This is a genomic window from Bacillus sp. FSL M8-0063, assembly GCF_038005545.1.
Classification (GTDB): domain Bacteria; phylum Bacillota; class Bacilli; order Bacillales; family Bacillaceae_G; genus Bacillus_A; species Bacillus_A wiedmannii.
On sequence record NZ_JBBOTJ010000001.1, the window covers coordinates 3,296,348 to 3,320,386 of the forward strand.

Here is a 24,039-nt window from a genome sequence, read left to right on the forward strand (position 1 = left end):
AAATATACTTGATTTCCTACTAACAGTATTGACTGTAATAATAGTATTAATTAAGCGCATGATTTAAAAACATTTTTACAGTCCTATTAAAGCTAGTCGGCTGTTCTAAATAAGGTAAGTGACCACTACTTTTCAACTCAATGAAAGTTGTATTTTTCAAATGTCGTTCAAACTCTCTTACATATTTCTCAGGGACAAAATCATCATTTTCCCCTCTTATAATTAAAATAGGACATGAAATATTTGATAGAAACGGTCTTTGATCATAGTCCACTAATTCAGCAAATAACCTTTGAATATGCACCGAATTAATTGACTGTAAAGATTGATAAAATCCCCTGACAATTACTTCATTATCTGCTACTCCCATCGCCTTCAATAATGTATCCGCCCATGTTTTTCCGTCATCGTGCAAGCTAAGTAAATCATATACTTCAATTCGTTCTTTTCGATCTTCAGGCTCCAAATAGGGAAATGCATTTACAACAATTAAGCTAGAAACAAAGCCTGGATATTGAATAGCAAAATCGATACCGACTCTAGCTCCTTTTGAAAGACCACACATAACTACTTTTTGTAGCTTTAAATAACTGCATAACTCATACAAAACATTTGTATATTCTTTAAAAGGGATTTCCAGCCCTTCAGATTTCCCATGCCCCGGTAAATCAAGAGAAATCACCGTCCAATTCTCTTTGAAATATTGCCTTTGATATAGCCAATTGTTTGCGTTCCCACCAAGACCGTGTATTAACAATATAACAGGGCCCGACCCTTCTATATTGTAAGAAATTTTCCAATTATTATATTCAAAATACATATTCATCACCTTCAGCTATAACGTCACTTACTCTTATCTTTGAATGAATATATCCAAAATGGTTCCTTTTCTAACCACTCTACTATTTCCGGTACACCTTCTTCATACTCTCTTTTTAGTTCCGTTACTTTCGTCGCAAATTGTGATGCATGTGCTTGCAATGCCTCTAACTTTTTGGGAACATATTCTTTCACTTCATTTTTAAAATGCGGAGGACCTATTTCCGCTTCATGATTCTTCGAAAAAGCTACCGCATAAAATGTTGGCCTTTTATATTCCGGAATATTAGCTAACACCTCTGCTACCGCTTCTCCTGTTGCATCATGATCTGGATGAACCGCATATCCCGGATAAAAAGAAATGACTAACGAAGGATTCAATTCTTCTACACATTTTTGTATTACACATCTTAACTCTCCGGGAGTTTCAAATTCCAGGATTTTATCACGATATCCCATCATACGTACATCTTTAATCCCTAAAATATTTGTAGCCCTCTTTAGTTCCTTCTCTCTTATAACATATAATGATTCACGTGTTGCAAAAGGAGGATTTCCCATCGTCCTCCCCATTTCCCCTAACGTTAAGCAAACATAAGTAAGAGGAACATTTCGCTGCGCATAAGCTAAAATTGTACCTGCCACGCAATATGACTCATCATCTGGATGCGGAAATACAATTAAAACGTGGCGTTCATTTTTTATCAAAATCATACTCCTCCATCATACACAATATTAACCTTTTTCTTTCAAAACTATTAAATCACTACCGCATACCACGTTACCCCAACAAGTAGTACGAAAAGAAGGAGAATATAAATAGTTGATAAGTTTTTCACATTTCTCTTTGTAGACTTGCCGTAATTCTCCTCCACATTTCGTGCAACTAGCACGGTCCCAAACAGCGATACAATTACAATAATAACCACTAGTGAAATTGCAAAACTCATTGTATTTTCACCTCTCTAAAGACAATCTATTTTAATAAAGAACTTCCTCTTTAAAACATTAATAACATACTACCTTTCTTCTCTTATCATAATGTATGTTTGCAAAAAACGGACCAACCACTTTTGTGTTTTTTTGCTCATCCACTTTGAAAATAAAAAACAACTGATCACTTTGGACTCAGTTGCTTTTCACACGATAAATTATTTTCTTTTTTTATTTGAAATTAATTCGATTTAAAAGTTTAGTCTTTTCATAATGAAACATCGATTGAGATAACTCGAAAATTGTCCCGTTTACAAGACATACTGTATTTTCAATAAGAAGCGCCGGCTCACCTTCATTTAATTCTAACAGCTGCGCGTTTTCTTTATTTACTTTTTCACAACTAATAACTTTATCGGCAAAGCCAATATTTAATCGTAAATCTTCAATGAAATAACTGTATACAGAGCTTAATGCTATTTCTTTATTCAAATATGGAATAATATCCTTTTTGAAATAACTTACTTCAATAGAGAATGGTTTACCATCTACAATTCTTAAACGCTTCAAAAAATATATTCTAGTTCCAGCTTCGCATTGCATCCGCTTTGCTATATCTTCATCCGCATCTATTACTTCAAGCTCTAACACTCTCGTTTTAATATTTTGCGAAACGAGATTTTTCGTTAATCCACGTAAACTTCCTAAATTAATGTAATCTGTTACAGAAGTTTCGCGTAAAAACATACCACTACCTTGCACTTGAAAAATATAACCTCTATTTACAAGCTGGCTACTTACTTTACGTATCGTATTACGGCTTACTTCAAATCGATTCATCAACGCTTCTTCTGTAGGTAGTTTTTTCGTTTCATTAAAAAGCCCATCTCGAATGTTTTGCTCTAACACATCTGCAATTTGTTTATACTTTGCACTCATACACTTTCTCCTAAAATACTCTTTTATCTGTTATAACTCTTCTCCTCTCGTTTCGATCACATGTTTATACCAATGAAACGAAAGTTTTTTCTTACGTTTTAAGTTATCATTATGATCGACAAAAATAAAGCCATATTGCTTTTTATATCCATTTAACCAACTTAATAAATCAATTACTGACCATGCATAATAACCTTTTAAATTGATTCCCTCTTCAATTGCACGCTTTATTATTTTTAAATGCTTTTCAATAAATTTAATTCTCGGAACATCTACAACTTCTCCTTCAATGATTGGATCTTCATCACCAAGTCCATTTTCCGTTACATACATCTTTATGTCACCGTAACGCTCTTTCAACATATGCAATCCATCTAAGAAACCTTCGGGAGATATTTCCCATCCCCATTTTGTATATGTTTTATCATCCATTTTTACTGTTCGATAAAAACCATCAAAAGAAGGATTACCTGGAGCAAGTGTTGAGTTTTCTCGAGAATGCTCATCGCTCTTTATATCCATATCGTATCTTTCTACTCGTATTGGTTGATAATAATTCAAGCCAATAAAATCATTCTTTTCGGCATTTTGTTTAATGATTTCTAATTCTTCAACCGTCCAATTAGGAGTCCACCCTTTTTCCTTTAATTGTTGAACAACATAAGGTGGGTACTCACCTTTTAAAACTGGATCATAATACCAATACGTTTCATATTCATTCGCATGATTTGCTGCTAGTATATTTTCTTTTTCATCATCCACACTATAAGCAGGTAAGAAAACATGTGTAATCCCAATCTCCCCATATTGTTTCAGCTGCTTGTACACCGCAACTGTTTTCGCATGCGCATAAAATACATAATGAGTCGCTTGAAAATACTTTGGAACATCATTTTGTATTCCTGGTGGATGTGCACCTTTTAAATAGCCTAATCCACAAAACATTACGGTTTCATTAAAAGTAATCCAATGTTTCACTCTATCACCAAATGCCTTAAAGCAAATTTCGGCATACTTTACAAAAGCATCTGCTGTTCGTTTATTCGTCCACCCACCATCCTTTTCTAACGGTAATGGTAGATCCCAATGATATAAAGTGACAAACGGTACAATCCCGTACTTTAAACATTCATCAATTAAATTGTTATAAAATTTAATGCCTTTTTCATTTACCTCTCCATCTCCAGTCGGCAATATTCTCGCCCAAGAAATCGAAAAACGATATGATTCCAATCCCATCTCAGCCATTAAACGAACATCTTCCTTATATCGATGATAATGATCAACCGCTACATCACCATTTGTTCCATTGTATGTTTTGCCAGGAATTTTTGAAAACTCATCCCAATTCGTAACACCTTTTCCATCCTCATTCCATGCACCTTCTACTTGATAAGAAGCTGAAGCAGCTCCGAATAAAAAATCATGTGGAAACTTCATAGTATATACCTCCATTTCATTAGAATAAATCAAATTCATTATTACATATAAAGTTTGTAGGTACAAATTTAAATAATTATTATATAATAAGTTTCTGTTTTTCACTATAATTAAACATAGCATTCACACCATTTACAAAAAAAGAACCTATGAAGGTCCTTTTTCAAATTGTGCAACGCAGCACTATATTGAGTATCTTAAAGTTTATACTACTGATAAATGTTAACAAACTTATTCTTCAATAATGAATTGTGAAATGAGCATTTCTAAATTTTCGACTTTCTTTTTCATTTCATTAGATTTCGTCGTTATTTCTTGAATCAATGTGGCTTGTGCTTGAATTGATTGTACCGTTCGATTCGTTTCTTGTGCGACTTGTGTTGCAGTTTCAGAAACTATTGATAAAGAGGCATTCACTTCTTCTGTCCCAGCAGACATTTCTTCTGTGGCAGCAGACACTTCTTGAATTTGGGACGTTATTCTATTAATATCTTGCATAATAGATGAAAAAGCGAGTTCTGCCTTATGTGCCGCTTCTTTACCACCACTAGCCTGTTGTTGACCTTTTTTCATTACATGAACTGTATCCTGTGTATCTTGATGTATAAAACGTATTAAATTATTTATATCATTTACAGATGTTTTAGATTTCTCAGCCAGACCTCTTACTTCAGCTGCAACTACTGCAAATCCTTTTCCATTTTCTCCGGCGCGTGCTGCCTCAATTGCAGCGTTTAAGGCCAGTAAATTCGTTTGTTCTGCAATATTAGTAATAACATCTAGCGCTTCTTCAATTTGTTGTGTCCGCGTAACAAGTCTATCAATGACCTTAGAAGTTTCTTCAACAACTTCATTCACACTATTCATTTGACGAATAGATTGTTTTATAACTTCACTACCAGAATTTGCTTGGTCTATTGTTGTAACAGCAACTTCAGCAACCATCGCTGAAGATTCAGCTACTGTTTGAACTCCAGTTGCAATTTCTTCCATCGAAGTTGAACTTTCTTGAATACTAGTCACTTGTCCCTCTATTTCTTTATTTATTTCAGAAGTAGTTCGAACAACCTCGTTTGATATATGTGCTGCCGTTTTTGTCTCTTGTAACATATTTTCAGTTGAAATAATCACTTCTTTCGCTGTAACCTTCACCTGACCGACTAATTGTTGCAAGTTATCTAACATACTATTAAAGGATTGTACAATATGGCCTAATTCGTTCTCGGATTTATAAGAAGTTCGAATTGTTAAATCTCCAGCAGATACTCGTTCCATATCTTTTTGTAATAATACAATTGGTTTTTTTATAACATTTTTTATTATAAAACCAATAAAAATAATTATTATGATTCCAACAAATGAAATAATTACAAATGTTATTATCGTATTTTTCACACTATTGATATTCTCTTTTTGTAGTTGTTCAGCCGCGGTATTATTATATAAAATAAGTTCACGGATAGACTGAATTGTTTTTCCCATATTAGGCTCAATTTCTTTTAAATAATAGCTATACGCTTCTTCATTATTAGTCAGTCCCAAGTCCTGTGCTTTCTTCATTTGTATTCTTAAATCTTTGAATTGACTTTGAAATGCATTATACAAGCCCTTTTCTTTATGAGAACTAATTCTAGTTTCAAATTGTTTTAATAACTCATCATTTTCTTTCCTAGTCTTATCCATTTCTGTTATTAGTTCTTTCATTCTTTTTTCATCTTTCGATATCATAATCTCCATAAAATTCATATTCACATGGTAAAAATTTGATTCTACAGTTCCTATCCATTCAATTGGTAATAGCCTTTCGTCATACATACTAGAAGATGTATTTTCACCTTTTTGAAGCCCTAGAAACCCCAGAGAAGATAACATGATGCACGCCAAACTCGATATAATGACTAACACATTTAATTTCGTTCCAATTTTACTATTTTTAATAAAAGACAATAAATCCACCTCATCTGTATATTACACTTATATGTTTTATATTACAATATTAATCGACATTTATCGACAATTTTTTTCGTGTCGATTTTATAACCGTATTAAATTATTATATTAACTATATAAACCTATTCAAAGAACTTTGATTCTCATAATATTAAATACTAAAAAGTCTTATGGGAATTCCACAAGACTTTTAATAGCGTTACATTGTTTCTATGAAATTATGGTGAAACTTAAAGTGACTTATTAGTTCTTATAACTTCTTGATAGAGAATCGGTGACCACTTATCACTAACATAATCTTGGATCACCCAACCAACTCTTTTGGGATCCTCTTGTTTAATATATGCCGCAATTTCGGGATTTATATAAGAGGCATAATAATATGGACTATTCCATGCTGTACCACCAGAAGACAAGCTTGTAAAATTAATATATAGATGATTTAAATCCTCACTATTGTTAATCGTTTCATTTATCGTCTCTTTAATAGATTTTACTTTCTCATCATAACTCACTTTATATTTATCTTGTACTGTTACATTTATATTTTGATTTACAGTTGTCGTAAACGTCTCATTATCTGGCCAATAAAAATTATTATACCCTCCAGATTCATTACTACCACTATATCTTTTTAGTAGTACAATTTTCCCTCGAGCATCTCCAAGTTTTATATTTCCTTCTGTTTTTAAAAAGATAGGATCAACAAAATAATTTTTTTCAAACGTATTACTAAATGAACCTTCTGCCCCTTTCATATCCTCATACTCTTTTTTTAAAGACATAATAATTGTTTCACTTGGGTTATCTTTTAAAAATTGTTTCGCTTCGTTTATGAATTCATGCAGTGTTACATAAAGAAATAATGGCCCATGATGAAGAACTATCGTATTATCATCTGTTAAACGGCCTCTTATATCAAAAATGCGAGCTCCATGATCCATTTGATAACGAAAATCATACTCTTGCGTCATTCCCCATACTTGCTTTATTGGATTTTGTAATTTGAACGTACCACTATCATGTGTTCCTGGAATTGAAATTCGTGCTAACGGGATGTTATCAGGTATAGGTTGCATCCATTTTGACCAATTTTCAAGTTCAATAACAGAACTAGCTGCAACGACTTGCTTATCATGTAAAGCAAATACAGATGTGATAAATATCATACTACATATGAATAATTTCAAAATAAACTTCTTATTGCTCATTATTATTCCTCCTTTTTCTGTTTTACATCAAACTTATTGAATATAATATAATCTGGTGAGTAAAAAATAAATAATATTTCATCAATATGAAATATTGCATAGAAGTAAAGTTAAAAAATCATTCACATATACTGAATTAGAAAAATTTAAAGGAACTTCATCTGAAGTTCCTTTCGTTTATTTTATATTCAATATATATGAACCATCTTTATTCTCATACTTATAAACATATAAATAATATTTACCTGGCTTTGCATTATAAGTTCCCTTAACTACATTCCCTTCATTTTCACCATATGCTACATAGTTGTTTAAATCTGATTCATGATGAAGTACCCATGTCATTCCAATGTTTTGTTCATTTAGTAGAGAAATATTAATATTCTCTGGTGAGTCAATTTGGAAAGTAAATACATCTACCTTATCCCGATTATGTAGTGTTCCTTTCATTGGTGTATGAAAGTTAACTTTATTTGCCTGTCTAGGTTCATTATTTGGTTCATTTTCTGTTACTTGTAACTCATTCCCACCGTTCGGCTCTCTTTGTTCATACCCTAAGTTTACTAGTATAGACTTCAAATCTGGTAAAACACCAATTTTATCTGCATATGGATTTTTAGATTTCGTTCCAGTGTTATGGTTACTTAATATCGTTCTTAATTCACTCGGTCTATACGGTTGTCCTGAATTTTTTTTAGCAATGCTTTGTACTAAAGTCGCTGCCCCAGCAATAATTGGCGAAGCACTAGATGTTCCACTAAAGCTTGTAGTATAAAGATTTACAGCACTTCTACTTTGCTCGGCTTTAGTTGTATCTACATTTTCTCCCCACCCGTACACATCAATCCGACTTCCATAATTTGAAAACCACATACGCTCATGAGGGAATGTTGAAGAGCCCGCTCCTACCATAATTGCACCTGAATCTTTAAAATCTTTACTATTACGATTTAAAACTTGTTTACCATTTCTATCTTTAAATTGATCTAAATCATTCCAGCCATTTGCTCCAGCCTCTATAATTACAACACCTTTATCTGTACCAGCACGAATTGCATCAAAGATATCTGGTTGTACTTCAACAGGTAAATATTTATCACCATATCCATCAAAGGAAGCTTGTGCCTCTAATAATAAAACATCCCCAGCTTCTAAATGATTTACAGCACTTAATATTGCATCAGCTGTATTATACTGTCCGTTATCTCTTATTTGAGAAATCACTTTCGCTTTCGCTTTTGGCGCAATCCCAATATTCCCCACTTCATTATCTTCGGAGGATACAATTCCTAGTACAGACGTCCCATGTCCAACATGCTGATCTATATTTCTTCCAGACATTAATTCAATATTTTGATGTACTAAATCCTCATGATTTAATAACCATCCATATTCCATATCAACAAAAGTTATACCATTTCCATTACCGCCTTGAACTCCCCAGGCGAAAGGCGCATTAATACCGTATGGTGCTGCTTCAAGGTAACCTTGTTTTTTATATCTAGGATTGTTATTAGGATTAAAAGATACACTTAATGGTTGTACTTCCGGTGGCGTTATTTTTTCTTGTTTTTTCATATACACATCTTCTATTAAAGAAGATGCCTTTAACTTATCTACTAGTTCTTCTTTCTGCCCACCATTTTGAGTTTGAAGAATATAGTAGTTTAATAAACTTGTAGATACATTATTGGGTGCTTTCACTTCAAGGTCTTGTATTTCTTCTGGACTTACAGATGTGAATAAACGAGTGAATGTTACATCTGGATATTCTACCAAAAGATCTTCTAGTACTTTATCACTTGCTTGAGCTTGTATCTGTTTTTCAATACCATCTTCATATGGTAATTTCAAATCCGCATTGAATTTTACAATGATTTGTTTATCTGTTTCTTGTTCTATCCCTAATTTACTCTGCTGTTCTATAGAATCAGCATTTACAATATTGACAGTGTCCCCTATTCCTAAAAATGTTGAAATGATTACAGCTGAAACAGATATTCTTTTAAAGATATTCATTACATCACTCCTCCAACTTAAAAATCATTATATCAATCTATAATGATTTAACTTCTATAACATATAAAGTTACCTTTCTACTAAATAGATTATAGTAATCAGCAATATGAACTTCAATGTATTTTCATATGCAATATTTCATATTTGGACTCTACACTGCATAAATAAAAAACTTATGATGATTATTTATTTTATACGTGCTAATATACTTATATTAAAATATTATACATAGATATTCTGAACTACATTACTTAACAGTTTCACCTTAATTTTTTCTAGGAGGATTTACAATGAAATTATTAAAAATAAAACATATACTCCCTTTATCTGCAGCGGCAATTACATTCGTATGTAATCAAGGCATAGCTGAAGCATCTACCATTCATACAGTAAAAAAGAATGATACACTTTGGGGCATTAGTAAACAATACGGAGTTTCAATACAATCCATTAAACAGGCTAATAATAAAGGAAACGATCAAGCTTTTATTGGTGAACAGTTACATATTCCAGGGTCTACGAACTCAAATGAAATCACCGTTCGTCAAAACGCCAAACCTGCGAACATATCTGGACAAATTATTTATCAAGTACAACAGGGAGATTCATTAGAAACGATAGCAAAGCGTTACAATGTTACCGTTCAATCTATAAAACAAATTAACAATACAGTCGGAAACAAGCTTTATACAGGGCAACATCTAAAAATTAACTCAAGCATTTCAGAAAAAGAAAAAGACTTAATGGCACGCTTAGTTACCGCTGAAGCAGGTGGCGAATCCTATAAAGGAAAAGTGGCTGTAGCAAAAGTTATACTAAATCGTGTAAATGCAAAAGGTTTTCCAAATACAATAACAGGCGTTATTTATGAACCTATTAAATACGGATATGCCTTTACTCCTGTTACAGATGGAAGAATCAATCATCCTGCAAGCCCAGAAGCAAAAATGGCAGTAGAAGAAGCTATCTCCACAAATGGAATACATTCTGATTGGCTTTATTTCTACAATCCGAAAACATCAACAGACAAATGGATTACGACACGTCAAACAGTAGCAGTAATTGGTAACCATGTGTTTGCTAAATAACATTTAAAATCATTAACAGACCTCTTCACTTGGAAGGTCTGTTTTTTATATGTTAGATTTTATTAATCATATGACATAGTGATCATTTAAAACTATTTCTTCTTTCAAATAAAAACATTTGTATTTACCCCACCACTCGGAGAAATTAAAAAAGCATCCAGTTCAAAAACTCCCTCTTTATTAATAAAAGCTATTTCTTAACTTCATAAAATTGTTATACACTAGAAAAATAAAAACAAATTATTCGTTAGTAGGTGAAAAAATATGTATGATGTTACAATTATCGGTGCTGGAGTAAGTAGCATTTTTATGGCTTATTCACTAGCTAAAAGTAACAAAAAGGTTTTAATTCTTGATAAAGGTAAAGCGCTAGAAGATCGCCATTGTCCTTTAGACGAAGGAAAAGTGTGTACTTGTACTACATGTGATAAATATTTCGGGTTTGGTGGTTTAGGAAAATCTGAAGGGAAATTTAATTATACAAACGGATTTGGCGGAGAACTTGAGCAAAAAGTCGGTAAAGAAAGCTTTATTCAACTCATGGCTGAAGTAGATGAAATTCTATGTCAGTTCGGAGGAAGTTCTGTTTCAAAATACTCTACAGAAAATCCAAATCTCAATAAGAGAGCTGAAACGTGTGGTTTACAAATGCTAACAACAGAAGTAAGGCATCTTGGTACTACCCTTTCAAGTGACATTTTTCAGCAGCTCTATGAATTTTTACTTACAAAAATAAATATTCAATTTCATATAGATGTACAACATATTATGAAACAGAAAGATCATTTTACAATAGAGACAAATGAAGGAATAGTTGAATCTAAGCAACTAGTGTTTGCAACTGGGCGTTCCGGAGCGGATTGGTTAAAAGAAATGTGCACTTCTCTTAAAATTTCTCAGGAGCAAACTCGTGTAGATTTAGGGATTAGAGTAGAGATGAAAGAACACCAATTACGTTCTATATTAAAAGATACATTTGAGACAAAACTTTCTTATGAGCATGAACACTTCACCGCAACTACGTACTGTATGAATCCAAAAGGACGCATCATTAGAAAGTACGAAGAAGGTTTAGTTATGCCTGACGGTCAAAATTTTCGAGAGGAAGGAACTGGCACACCTAACTTAAATTTCACTTTATTTATCCCGCGCTATTTTTCAACTCTCAAAGAAGCAAATGTATACGCAAGTTCAATTATAAAAAACATTAACCAAGGACGAGATCGGATTGTTATACAGCGCTTAGAGGACTTACTAAATAAACAACCTACAATAAAGAACGACATGAAACATAACCGTATACAACCTACACTACAAGGAGATTATGGAGATTTGAATACAGAAATTCCCCCATTATATATTGAAGGACTAAAAGAGTTTTTATTACGCTTAGAACGATTTATCAAAGAACCGATCGATAAAGATACTTTGTTATATGGAATTGACGGAAAGTTCTATGCTCCTACGATAAAAATCAATAACCATTTTGAAACAAGTGTGCATGGACTATTTTTAGTTGGAGATTGTTCAGGCGTCACTCATTCATTATCTCAAGCTGCTGCAAGTGGGTTGTATGTTGGAAAATATTTATCTCATATTTAATTTCTTTCATTAAGATATCAATCAAATATTTTAACTTCCATAACGCTTTATTTATGTACCTTGTCCTTCCCCCGCTAATGATTATCCCGCCAAAAATCGGGATTTTACGAGATACATTTTTAACATAACTATGTATGGTAAAACTATCGACATTCAATTCTAAAAAATTGAATGTCAACAGTTTTAAAAGCCTCTATTCATTTCCACTTTCATTTGTTCGGTATTTTGTAACATCATCATAGTGTTTAATATGTTAGGATGTCTATAAGTATTTTTTACTACAACTATGACTTTTTCTGTTCTGTTTCCCAAAATAGATTTGCGCTTTAAAATTCCTCATTGTACGTATATGAATACTTCATATTGTTACCTTTAGAAACCATTAAATGGTACATTACACTCTAATAGTTATGAAAATATAATATATAACACAAGTTAAATAAATTGTATAAAGAAGGTGTAAAAATGAAAAATAAAATCAATTTACAAATGCAAAATATAAGCTTTGTTTTAATAATTGCTTTAGCAGTATGGTTAAAAACATATCTTATTACAAGATTCAGTTTTGATTTAAAAATTGAGTCTTCAACGCAAGAGCTTATTTTGTTTATTAGCCCTCTCGCTGCATCATTAGCTTTTGTCGGATTAGCATTATTTGCAACCGGTGAAAAGCGAAATTATATAGCGCTATGTATTAATCTCTTATTAACAATCATACTTGTTGGGAATGTAATGTTCTATGATTTTTATAGTGATTTCGTTACGTTACCAGTACTTGGACAAACATCAAACTTTGGCCAATTAGGCGGCAGTATTATAGAAATATTGAACTATAAAATTATACTCGCTTTCGTAGACATTATTTTCTTCTTTATTTTGTTAAAGAAGAAGGCACTAGTCTTCCAAACAGGACGTGTAACTCATCCGGCACGCTTGTTATATTTTCTCTTAACGTTTGGTGTATTTTTTGCGAATCTACACCTTGCAGAAAAAGAACGCCCTGAACTATTAACGAGATCATTCGACCGAGTCATGCTTGTTAAAAATTTGGGACTATACACTCATCAAGTATATGATTTAACACTACAAGTAAAAGCAGGATCACAAAAAGCACTTGCTGATAGTAGTAAATTACAAGAAACTGAAAACTACGTAAAGGCAAACCAAAGTGAGCCAAACCCTAACATGTTTGGTGCAGCAAAAGGAAAAAACGTAATTGTTGTCACTCTTGAATCCCTACAAACCTTTTTAATAGGCGCATCAGTTAACGGTCAAGAAGTTACACCATTCTTGAATGAATTCATAAATGAAAGCTATTACTTCGATAACTTTTTCCACCAAACTGGGCAAGGAAAAACATCCGATTCTGAATTTCTAATCGATACGTCATTGTATCCATTAAATCGAGGAGCTGTATTTTTCACACACGGTAACAATGATTATACTGCGACTCCAGAAATTTTACGTCAGCAAGGTTATTTCACTTCTGTATTCCATGCGAATAACGCAACATTTTGGAATCGTAATATTATGTACTCCGCTCTTGGTTATGATCGTTACTATAACGAACTTGATTACAAAATTACACCCGAAACAAATTTAAATTGGGGATTAAAAGATATCGAATACTTCGATCAATCAGTAGATATATTAAAAACTGTTGATCAACCATTTTACGCTCGTTTCCTTACGTTAACGAACCATTATCCATTTACGTATGATGAAGATACAAAATTCATTGAACCATATAACTCTGGTAATGGCGTATTTGATCGTTATATCGTAACAGCACGTTACTTAGACGAATCAATTAAAAAGTTTATTGAGCGTTTAAAAGCCGAAGGAATGTATGATGATTCTATTATTGTGTTGTATGGTGATCATTATGGTATTTCTGAAAAACATAATCGTGCAATGGCACAGTTTTTAGAAAAAGATCAAATAACAGAATTTGATACTTTAAATTTACAACGCACACCTTTATATATTCATGTACCTGGCCAAACAGAAGGTCAAACGATTTCAAAGCCTACGGGACAAATCGATATGAAACCTACTATTCTAAATTTATTAGGGATTGATACTACGAACGATATCCGTTTTGGTCATGATATGTTTTCAGATGAATATGCCGGTTTTGTCGTTTTACGTGATGGTAGCTTTATTACAGACAAGTATGCATACACAAACAATACTTTCTATGACCGCATAACAGGTGAAATTGTAGATTTACCAAAAAAAGAAGCACAAGCACTCATTAACCGTGCACAAAATGAATTACGAATGTCCGACAAAATTATTGAAGGCGATTTATTACGTTTCTCAGAAAGTAATAAAATTAAAACTGGCAAAGTACAAACTAAAATTAAAGAGACTGAAAAATAATCTAAATACGAAAAGGGAGCAACTTATTACAGTTGCTCCCTTTCACTCTCTTATAACATATGATGCAATGTCATATAAAAACCTCGTATATTTTACTTTTATTCTACGCTTGTTTCTAAAGTTACATCTGTATAGGTATGATCATCACCTATATTTAAAATTACTTCACATTGACGTAATCTCAATTCAAAGAGCATGATAGAATCTTGATAAACTTCAGGTTGTGATTTCATCTTATGTAACATCTCTTGTTTTTCTTGTATTTCTAAATGAGTGTTTTCTACAGCTTGTTTCAAGGAGTTAAATGGATTTCTAAAGAATATGTTAATATCCCGCTCTTGCGTGTTTTCAAATAGCTCAAATTGCAAGAAAAATTTCTTCATAATAGAAGCCGTTACCTCGGTATAATCTTCATTTTCTACATACTGTTTGTATTTGTTATATAGCATACCTTTGTTTTTAGGAAGAACTCCAAATAATTTACCGGCACTTTTCAGTAAAAATTGCGCTGGCGTAAAGCGACGTAAAATATTTACTTCATCCATTTGTATTCTAGTCGTCATTCTGTCAGTATCTCTGCGCCAGTCATCAAGCACTTTAAAATCACATTCTAACTGTATTCGATTTTCTCCAAATAAAGAATTAAGCCCTTCACTAAGTTCTTCTAAGTACGATTGACTTTGAAGGAGCTCATTATTAGAAATCGCAATCCAATTTTGCATAGAAAGAGCAAAATTAGGTAATACAGTTTGCTCTAAATATTTATGTACTCTTTCATTCATCGCTTTATTTAGTTCCGTATCAATGTGCCCGAAATCGCTTTCTTCACTAATTAAATCCGAACAACTCTGTAATATCTTCGGAATATTTTCAGTAAGGTCATTCATAATTTCAGTTTTCATTGTACGATATGATTTTGTAATGAAATGAATTTTTTCCTTCTCAAAAGCAGTAAGATTATTAATACTACCATTTAGTTTCACTAGCATATCTTCGTTCCAATTAATCGCATCCACTAGATTATTTTCTTTCTCAACGCGTTTATCCAAAAGATATGTAATTGTTTTTCGAATGAAAAACAATAGCTTTTCCGTACGTTCTGCATCGATATTTTTATGATTACAGTTAAAATGAATAAACTCAGTTAAATCATTTAATTGTTGACTACTTGTATATAGCGAAGAGTAAGGGAAAATTCTCGCATGCGGGAAATATGTGTTTATTCTCGCTTGCGTATCATGTAATACTCTTTTCACTTCTGCATCACTGTATATGTTATCGATTTTATTTAATAAGAAATGAATTTGTAAATTTGGTGTATGTTCTTGAATGCTTAATAGAATATCACGTTCTTTGTCAGTAAAAGGTGAATCCGCATTTAATACGAATAGTAATTCGTCTACAGAATTTAAATATTCGAATATCTCATCCCTAGTATCGTTATTTCTATTAAAGCCAGGTGTAACTACAAATGTAAGTTTATTTTCACTTAAAAATCTGCATGGTAATTTAAATTCAACACACGCTCTATCTCTATATGTTTGATGGTGCTGAGACATCATATTATAGTAATCAGAGACATCTTCCGTTGTTGTAATTGTAGAGTCTGTTATGGCGTTAATTTCTGTATGCTCATCATTTTTTAAAACTACTACATTTGAAATTGATTTTTCTAATATATTTTCTCCTAATATAGAGTTAATAAATGTAGTTTTTCCGTTTCCTGAAGTTCCCGTTACTAAAATGCGATTTGTGCTTAAATCTGCGAGCTCGCCAACTAACCATCTAAATCGGTGACCCATTTCTATATTATGCTTTTGTGCCCACTCTGTAATAGATTCAAAAAGATGCAAACTATACTCTAAGCCGTTCACATGATTAATAGAATATAACAACAGGTTTTCAGCATGTTTTATATTTGCTGCATCTATTTTAGAAGGGAAAATCTCATCCCATGCCAACACAGCTGCAGATGGAAATACAGCATAAGATGGATTGACTACCTTTAACCAATTTGTTAACAAGTTTGGAATGATGTCGTGTAATTGTTTAAGCTTATATTGACCTTGAATTAATTCAAAGTACGTTCCTTCGTAAAGAGAAGAAATTTTGTCCCATATATCGGACGAATGTATTTCAATATGTAAGAAAAATTCATTTATTGTGTTAAGCCATGATAAGTAATTTTGTTCGTTTTTATAACTATTCCAAAGTGATGAAACCATTTGCGTAAATTGTACTTGATCTACATTATTTAACGTAACTAATACTTCATAAAAATAATCTGGTGAAATATGTTTAGTAAATCTTTTATCGATATATCCTTTTAAAACCTCAAACCACGGATAAGATTCTGTTCGAATTAACTCATTGACAGCAAGCTCTACTGCACTATCAAAATCTTGCTGCTCCTCATAAAAGGAACGTGCAATTTTTGTAACATTTGGATAATCCGGATTTAAAGAAACTGCTTCTTTAATAACAGCGAAAGCAGAGTCAAAATTATTTTGCTCTATGTAAAGAGAAAGTAATTGTAATCTAATCTCCGTCATCAATATTATATTATCAGTAGTAATGGAAGTATAAACATTTTCAGCAACTGGTAATTGATTAAGCTCGAAATAAGCATCGGCAATATTTTTTTGTGCCCATGGTGCTAATTCATTACTAACCTTCTCCCATTTAAAAATAGCTGCTTCAAAATCTTGATGGCGATAATAAAATTCACCTTGTGCAAAACGAATGTAAGATCCATCAGAAATCTCATTTCTTTCTTCGTTTACATAAGCTTCTCCAAGTACGTCAATAGGTGGTTTTGTTTCATTCTCCATTAGGAATGTTTCATAATACATCTTTTTTATTAATTGTTTTTCTACTCTCATCTTTTCCCCCACTATATCTTGAAAATACATTTTTAAGATATGTCAATACTTTTTGTATGTATGCTTTTTATCTTAACAAAGAATATCTTTTGGAAAATTTCATTTTCCTTTCATTTTTTAAGTTAGATTGAATTTTTATGAGAAAAGTTTCAGTTTTTTTTCATTTTCCTTTCAGTTGTGAAACAGCATTAAATGTTCCTAATAACCTAATAAGACTATAATCTCCCGCATTATATTATCAGGAAAAATCTATATAAACCATATTATAAAAACAATTTATAACGAATATATATGCAATATTTCCTTCCCTAATAAATAAAAGAAGCATTATCATATATTTCTCACATTGTTTTCCTTTGAAATATTTCAGTAGTTACGTAATTTAATTCCATTAACCTATATAAATAACTAGTCCAAAAAAAATCTATATGCATATCATGTTATAGTAAAGAATTCAGGAAATCCTAAAAGGAGGCATTTTCATGTTTGAAGATAAATCTAAAATAAATTACCCATATGAATTTACTGAAACTACAACAATCCCGCTAAAAAACCCCATCAATAAAACTTTCAAAAACGGCTCTGGTACACATACTTTCCCAATTAAAAAACACTATAAAGAACAAGTGTTATATACGGAAAAAATTAATAATAATAAAAATAAATAAGCGTATAGTTCTTCATTTTGACGCTGCATAGTTACGTTTTAAGTAATTTATACTTTTTATACAGCTCATGTACTTTTAAAAAGTGCTGATATACAGCGCTTTTTTATACATAGATAATAGAAAAACAAAAAAGGTATGGATATTTTCCACACCTTTTTTGTTCTTTACTATTTATAAATGGAGTACGTCCATGTTCATTTTACCTAATAGCACTTTAATGGGCCTTCTAGAAGAAATAAGTTTCTTAGCGTTTTTAGAGATATTCAGGATAATACTATTCAAATACATTAGGCAATAAAGTCCACCATCACTGCACCTTAGCCAATGCTTCTACCAGCAAAGTTTTACTTGTTGGAGTCATTGAAGAAAGGAGTAGATCTATGGTGAATCACAAAGTTAAAGAAGTACCCAAGAATTATATAGGCATTATTGCTCTATTATATTTACCAAACATTGTTTCAAAGCTACCTAATTTTCATAAAATATTTTTTGTTTCCGTTGGAACGGATAGGCTTTAATCTCATTTGTATCTAAATTTTCATGAAATAAATGAATGGCTATAATTTGTCTACAATCGTAGGTATGATAATAATATGTTCCGGACTCCATACACATTACGCTTGTATATATGGTATTATCTAATGCACCTTCTTCTGTTATTACTCCGCCTTTAGGAACCTCGCAATTTGATAAAATATGAAATAGGGCCGATACTCCCTCTTCTTCACTATCTATACCTTGAATGTTTTGTTTGCCATATGCTGCTCGCACAAACCTTGATGGCGGGGTGAAATCCCCTGGAAGTCCCATTGAGCCTGAGCCCTGACCAAAAGCACTTAATGATAAGTTACTCCACTCAGTTGGCGCGAATGGCTGCGATTTAAGGCCTATATATTGTCTTAAATTTTGCAAATGCCAATTAAACTCCGGACTATTCGTCATCACTCCTAGTGGGTTATCATACATTTTTAATCCTTCATTTGTCGGCTCCAGTACAATACAATCTCCCCATTTATCCGCTAAAATCCAATGTAGTGGTGGCGTAAGTCCTAAATCCGGTAATGGTATATCCAAAAAGGTAAGGCTATCTACAGATTTCTTTAACTCTTTGACAGAATTGAATTGCGTGAGACTCCAAGTCACAAAATCAAATGGAGCCAAATTCGTTTTGTTGTCATCTATGCTTTGACTATAAGCAGCGAATCCTGGAAAATAGAGTGTTGCACATGTCATACCAGCTTCATTTACTCCGTCCGCCATAATGACCCTTCCGTGATGATTAATCCCCATTCCGACCGTAGCATGTTTCGTATTAATAATTTCACCAGTTATATTATTCCACTGGTAATGTCGAGGAATGATTATTACTTCTTGATTCATATCTAATGTGAAGTCCATCGTTCTTGCAAAAAGATGCTGACCGTTTTTTGTCTGTAATGTCAAACTAGTACACATAAAGAACACCCCGTTTTATGGTTTTATCTACACTTTACATAATTCTGATAAATCTGTAAATTGAAAACCTCTTTCCTTACAAAAAAATTGAGAAGGCACATATAAAGTACAAATAGGTTGAGGTTATCTCTAGTTTATAAATGAATTTTTAAAATGTAGTTGCAAAAGAATTATATTAAAAAGGAGCGACTTGTTATAATCTGTACCCTCTCTACTACGCTGATATTTCCAAAACAACTTTTGCACCGTGCAGCTTTTCCGAATTACTTAAGTAAAGGTTTCCACCGTGTTGCTTTGCAAAGCTTTTAGCAATGTATAACCCCATTCCATGATGATCTTTGGAGTTTCTACTTTTATCTCCTCTATAAAACTGCTCTGTAGCTGAATGCATTTCCTCTTCTGTAAACCCTCTTCCCGAGTCCTCTACAATAAATTGCAGTTTTTCACTAATCATTTCCACTGAGAACATCAAGTCACCCTTTGTTGGAGAATATTCAATTGCATTCATCATTATATTCATAATTGCTCTTTTCAAAGCGGTCTCGTCAATAGGAATAAAATTTGGTATGTCCTGAACATTTTCAATTAGATTTAACTGTTTGCCTAAAACACAAATTGCACTTTCTTCTATAATATTACGAATAAAGTCGCGGAGATCTGTTTGCTTGAATTGAAGTGAAGCGCCTTCCTCACATTTCGTAATATCGAGCAAAGATTTCATATATATTTCCATCTCATCAATACTTTTCAAAATATGCTCATTACATTTCTTCTGATTTGAATCTAGCATTGATTCATTTAATAGCTCTGCATTCCCTCTCAATATCGTTAATGGCGTTTTAATGTCATGTGCCAAAGCAGCAATCTGCTCTCTTCTATTTGTTTCCATATTCCACTGTGTACGTAACGAATGATTTAATTCATCTTTCATTTTTACTAAAGAAGTTAATACTTCATTCACTTCTTTTATTTTAGATTGTTCCACTTGAAAATCTAAATCTTCCTTTTGAATTTTATCTGTTACATTTCTCAAAATCAGCATTTCCTTTGACAATGTTTTACCAAAAGAGCGAGATAGAAATATCACTTCGGCAACAAATAATAGAATAAAAAGAACAATTTCACAAACTTCCGGACTTGGTAAATACTTCTTCAAAAAAGGATTTTTAAAAGTAGCATGTAACGTATATAGAATGACACAAATATCTTTATCACGTTCTATAACTGCATAGTAGTACTTACTATCACCTTTTTCATCCTTATGTATGTTATTCCATATTTGTCCCGCATAATCTTTATTAATACTCCCTTGAATAACGTTTCCAGAAAAATCATACACAACATATTTATATTGCTTTAAAATTTGATCATCGTCCTGCTCCGCTTTAACTATAGCATCTCTTTGCGACTCAATCTGCTTTTCATAATAATTTGCTGGCAAGATTACCTCTGCGTTAACTCCAACTTGGAATAGAATCATAAAAAAAGTAACTAATGCAATCGTCCCTATTGAAAATGCAAAAATATACTGTATTAAAATCTTACTAAGATTGACTTGCTTTTTCACTTTCTCCATTTATAACCAATTCCCCATACTGTTTCTATTGGATTCATGTTATGCTTACATAATTTTTGACGGATATTTTTAATATGTTCCACAATTACTTGGTTATCACTTTCTCCCTCATAACCAAAAACATTTTCGTAAATCTTTTCTCTTGAAAATACTTGTCCATGATTCAAAGCTAAATATTCGCAAATTCCATACTCACTTTTCGTAAATGCGATAGATGTATCGTCATGCCATATTTCTTTACATGACAGATGAAGTGTAAGACCTGACAGGAAAAATGCATTTTGCTTTTCTCTATGCTCACGCCTTACATGTGCGGATACCCTCGCACGCAGTTCTCCAATTCCAAAAGGTTTTGTAATATAGTCATCTCCACCGAGACTAAGCCCTGTGATCAGATCCTTCTCCATTGTTTTGGCTGTTAGAAATACAATTGGACTATCAACCAAATCCCGTATTTCCTTACAAAGTGTAAAACCATCTATTTCTGGCATCATGACATCTAATAGAATTAAATCATAATGACAAAATTTCTCCTTTGGTATAGTAAGAGGATTACTAACGGCAGTTACCTCATGGCCTTCTTTCTCTAAAGCACTTTTTATAATATAAAGGATGCCTTCTTCATCATCAATTGCTAATATTCTTGCCATATAGAATCCCTCCTCTCACTTCCATTATAATACAAATGCACTTACATTTCTTTACGGCCTTCATAAAAGGAAAACCATACAAGGGAAATAACAAATGCAATGATCGTGAAACAAACGCAAATCACTGCTCCAATTTTCCCCTCTACTTGTAAGACATGAATAGAAGCGGGGCTCAATTTGTGCTCCAAAAAATAATTGCATAATCTCACACTCCACGCACATGGCGTGTATTTCCAAATCACATCTCCCATCCCTGTAAGCATTAAAGCTACCAGCAAGCTTTCTATAATTCCAATCCCAATGGAAGCACCTTTACTAAAGCGAAAATTTAAGAACAGATGCCATATATACATAAAGATTTGACAACCAAAAAGAATGAAGGAAATTTCAACATACAAAGCAAATGGAAAGTTATTTTGTCCTAACAGAGAATGAAACCCTGCCGCAAACCCAACGACTGCCAACATAGTTGAACAAAACCCACATATTAAAAGTAAACATACTTTACTAATAAATGCTTTACGCCTTCCGTATTCCGTTGATAAAAGTTCTTTAAAATTCCCTGCCACAGCCTCCTGTTCCACAACAGAAGAGCACACAATGCTAATTAGCAACGGAAAAGATATCGATAATACTTGAATATATCCTGAAACCTTATTTATAGAATCAACTTTTGAAATGGAATAATAACTTAAAAAAAGAGCAATACCGATGATTGGCATCGCTATATGTATCCAGAAAAAAATCGTATGTTTCATTTTTATAAAATCAGCTCTTACTATCCTCGACAAAACCGCCATATTATTTTGCCTCCTGCTTTTCAAACCATTTTGCCGTCATATAAGTAAACAAAAAGAACAACACGACAGAAATTGCCACGCCTGGCAAAATTACATCGTAGGAAAGGAGTTCTGGTTTGAACGTTACACTTCCGGTTTCTGCATATAGACCATTTGGTAGTATTTTCAAAATAGGAATCATAAGTCTACTTGGATATGTGTATGGACTAATCATCCAAATATTTTTTGTTGCCAATACAACTCCAAAAATTCCATTTGCCCCTACATTCAACAGAAGCGTCGGAAATAGACCTATTTTGTTACCTAAAAACAAGCAGAGTGGAATTTGCCACATAAAAGTAACGATTAAAAGAACGCTTCCTAATAGCGCATTTACTGTAGGAATGATTTGGAAGTTCTCCTTATTTAATAGTAAACTAGATAACTGGATTCCACAGAAAAAAAGTATGCATGAAAAGCTCAAAATCCCTAAAATTAGTAATACTTTAGAAATCCATACTCGTTTTAATGAAACTGGTAACGATAAGATAGAACGATTATTCATTTTCTTATCTTTCTCCGCAAGAAGTACACAACTTAAAGAAATCATTCCTGGAAGCATCGTAATGTACCACCAATTGTAACTAGATAATTGAAAATAATCCGCCGATAATAAAAAAGCAATTAGTATTGTGGCAAATGGAACTAGCCATATAAGTTTGTTCAAAAAAGTATGTTTAATTTTAATTTTTTCAGATGCAATATATAAATTCATTTCTTATGCCTCCCTTCTATACTTTCCAGCCACTTGTACAAATAAATCTTCCAGGTCATCATCCTTATTCAGTTTCCCCTGATACCCCAACACACCGCCTGAGATAATCCCAACATGATCTGCAATTTGACTTACTTCGCTTAAAATATGACTGGATAAAATGACAGTAATTCCTTTTGTGGGAAAGGAAAGGATTAATTTTCTTAATTCCTGAATCCCAAAAGGATCTAGTCCATTCATCGGTTCATCTAATATTAAAAACTTCGGATGATTCAGCAATGCAATCGCAATTCCCAATCGTTGCTTCATCCCCATAGAGAATTCCCTCGCTTTTTTCCTATCTGTATTCTCTAGCTCCACAACATGCAATACTTCATCAATCCTTGATTTAGGTAATCCTAAAACAGTCGTACGAACCAACAGATTTTCTCTTGCTGTTAAATTTTCATAAAGTGGCGGAGACTCAATTAAAGCACCAATAGAATGTAAATCTTGCCGCGTCCATTTATGACCATCAAAATAAATCTCACCAGAAGTAGGTATAAGCATACCTGTTATCATTTTTAAAGTTGTCGATTTCCCTGCCCCATTAGGACCTAACAATCCATAAATTGCATATTTTGGTACAGAAAGCGAAATATTTTGTACTACACTTTGCTTTCTAAATGTTTTGCAAAGATTTTTTGTTTCTAACATCATCTCAGTCATCCTAAACTTCCTCCTCGTATATTGTAATTCTAGAGTAAACGACAATTATAAGGATTCTATAAGGAAAATAAAAAAACATAGAGAAAAAGGAAAAGCTTTTTCAAATGCTATATGTATGAAACTATAGATTCACTTGATTTTTCTACACATGGTTACAAAT

The 24,039-nt window shown here is 32.6% G+C and carries 19 protein-coding genes; 4 read left to right on the plus strand and 15 right to left on the minus strand.

Going from position 1 to position 24,039, the window contains the following annotated elements:
• Positions 1-46: 46 nt before the first annotated feature.
• From MKX31_RS16670 to MKX31_RS16705, 8 genes are all read right to left on the minus strand, one after another.
• Positions 47-820 (minus strand): alpha/beta fold hydrolase, encoded by a 774-nt coding sequence (locus tag MKX31_RS16670; protein ID WP_064475045.1) that lies wholly within the window; start codon positions 818-820, stop codon positions 47-49.
• 23 nt (positions 821-843) lie between these two features.
• Positions 844-1,524 (minus strand): bacillithiol biosynthesis deacetylase BshB2, encoded by a 681-nt coding sequence (bshB2, locus tag MKX31_RS16675; RefSeq protein WP_064469420.1) that lies wholly within the window; start codon positions 1,522-1,524, stop codon positions 844-846.
• A gap of 53 nt (positions 1,525-1,577) precedes the next feature.
• The gene (locus MKX31_RS16680; RefSeq protein ID WP_000006469.1) at positions 1,578-1,769 is read right to left on the minus strand and encodes a hypothetical protein; all 192 of its coding nucleotides are present in this window, start codon (positions 1,767-1,769) and stop codon (positions 1,578-1,580) included.
• A 214-nt stretch (positions 1,770-1,983) separates the two neighbouring features.
• The gene (locus MKX31_RS16685; protein WP_064469403.1) at positions 1,984-2,691 is read right to left on the minus strand and encodes a GntR family transcriptional regulator; all 708 of its coding nucleotides are present in this window, start codon (positions 2,689-2,691) and stop codon (positions 1,984-1,986) included.
• Positions 2,692-2,721: 30 nt separating this feature from the next.
• Complete coding sequence (locus tag MKX31_RS16690) at positions 2,722-4,131, minus strand: glycoside hydrolase family 1 protein (RefSeq protein WP_064469402.1); 1,410 nt, start codon at positions 4,129-4,131, stop codon at positions 2,722-2,724.
• Between the two features lie 231 nt (positions 4,132-4,362).
• Complete coding sequence (locus MKX31_RS16695) at positions 4,363-6,078, minus strand: methyl-accepting chemotaxis protein (protein WP_064475044.1); 1,716 nt, start codon at positions 6,076-6,078, stop codon at positions 4,363-4,365.
• 233 nt (positions 6,079-6,311) lie between these two features.
• Positions 6,312-7,292 (minus strand): phosphatidylinositol-specific phospholipase C, encoded by a 981-nt coding sequence (locus tag MKX31_RS16700; RefSeq protein WP_064475043.1) that lies wholly within the window; start codon positions 7,290-7,292, stop codon positions 6,312-6,314.
• A gap of 177 nt (positions 7,293-7,469) precedes the next feature.
• Entirely contained in the window at positions 7,470-9,311 is a 1,842-nt protein-coding gene (locus MKX31_RS16705; RefSeq protein ID WP_064475042.1) for a S8 family peptidase, read from the minus strand.
• 290 nt (positions 9,312-9,601) lie between these two features.
• Here MKX31_RS16705 and MKX31_RS16710 point away from each other — a divergent pair, with 290 nt between their 5' ends.
• The 3 genes from MKX31_RS16710 to MKX31_RS16720 all read left to right on the plus strand — a co-directional run bounded on the left by MKX31_RS16710 (position 9,602) and on the right by MKX31_RS16720 (position 14,386).
• Positions 9,602-10,399 carry a cell wall hydrolase gene (locus MKX31_RS16710; protein WP_064475041.1) on the plus strand — a complete coding sequence of 266 codons (798 nt, stop codon included), beginning with the start codon at positions 9,602-9,604 and terminating at the stop codon, positions 10,397-10,399.
• Positions 10,400-10,663: 264 nt separating this feature from the next.
• Entirely contained in the window at positions 10,664-12,001 is a 1,338-nt protein-coding gene (locus tag MKX31_RS16715) for an NAD(P)/FAD-dependent oxidoreductase (protein WP_064469397.1), read from the plus strand.
• Positions 12,002-12,466: 465 nt separating this feature from the next.
• Positions 12,467-14,386: an LTA synthase family protein gene (locus MKX31_RS16720; protein ID WP_064475040.1), complete on the plus strand. Its 1,920-nt coding sequence runs from the start codon at positions 12,467-12,469 to the stop codon at positions 14,384-14,386.
• Positions 14,387-14,484: 98 nt separating this feature from the next.
• On the opposite strand, the gene MKX31_RS16725 is transcribed toward MKX31_RS16720, so the two are convergent.
• A complete protein-coding gene (locus MKX31_RS16725; protein WP_064475039.1) occupies positions 14,485-17,268 on the minus strand; it encodes a dynamin family protein in 2,784 nt (927 codons plus the stop codon).
• 482 nt (positions 17,269-17,750) lie between these two features.
• Between MKX31_RS16725 and MKX31_RS16730 the strand changes: the two genes are divergently transcribed.
• Positions 17,751-17,936 (plus strand): hypothetical protein, encoded by a 186-nt coding sequence (locus tag MKX31_RS16730; RefSeq protein WP_000461129.1) that lies wholly within the window; start codon positions 17,751-17,753, stop codon positions 17,934-17,936.
• A gap of 468 nt (positions 17,937-18,404) precedes the next feature.
• Here the strand turns inward: MKX31_RS16730 and MKX31_RS16735 are convergent, their stop codons facing one another.
• The 6 genes from MKX31_RS16735 to MKX31_RS16760 all read right to left on the minus strand — a co-directional run bounded on the left by MKX31_RS16735 (position 18,405) and on the right by MKX31_RS16760 (position 23,879).
• Positions 18,405-19,391: a choloylglycine hydrolase family protein gene (locus tag MKX31_RS16735; protein WP_064475038.1), complete on the minus strand. Its 987-nt coding sequence runs from the start codon at positions 19,389-19,391 to the stop codon at positions 18,405-18,407.
• Between the two features lie 214 nt (positions 19,392-19,605).
• Positions 19,606-20,967 carry a sensor histidine kinase gene (locus tag MKX31_RS16740; RefSeq protein ID WP_064475037.1) on the minus strand — a complete coding sequence of 454 codons (1,362 nt, stop codon included), beginning with the start codon at positions 20,965-20,967 and terminating at the stop codon, positions 19,606-19,608.
• Complete coding sequence (locus tag MKX31_RS16745) at positions 20,955-21,617, minus strand: response regulator transcription factor (protein WP_340981344.1); 663 nt, start codon at positions 21,615-21,617, stop codon at positions 20,955-20,957. Before MKX31_RS16745 ends, MKX31_RS16740 begins: the two co-directional genes overlap by 13 nt.
• 41 nt (positions 21,618-21,658) lie before the next feature.
• The gene (locus MKX31_RS16750; protein ID WP_000279847.1) at positions 21,659-22,417 is read right to left on the minus strand and encodes a lantibiotic immunity ABC transporter MutG family permease subunit; all 759 of its coding nucleotides are present in this window, start codon (positions 22,415-22,417) and stop codon (positions 21,659-21,661) included.
• 1 nt (position 22,418) lies between these two features.
• Positions 22,419-23,171, minus strand: coding sequence for a lantibiotic immunity ABC transporter MutE/EpiE family permease subunit (locus MKX31_RS16755; protein WP_064475035.1), 753 nt, complete (start codon positions 23,169-23,171; stop codon positions 22,419-22,421).
• A 3-nt stretch (positions 23,172-23,174) separates the two neighbouring features.
• Positions 23,175-23,879: a lantibiotic protection ABC transporter ATP-binding protein gene (locus tag MKX31_RS16760; protein WP_000138158.1), complete on the minus strand. Its 705-nt coding sequence runs from the start codon at positions 23,877-23,879 to the stop codon at positions 23,175-23,177.
• Positions 23,880-24,039 lie beyond the last annotated feature (160 nt).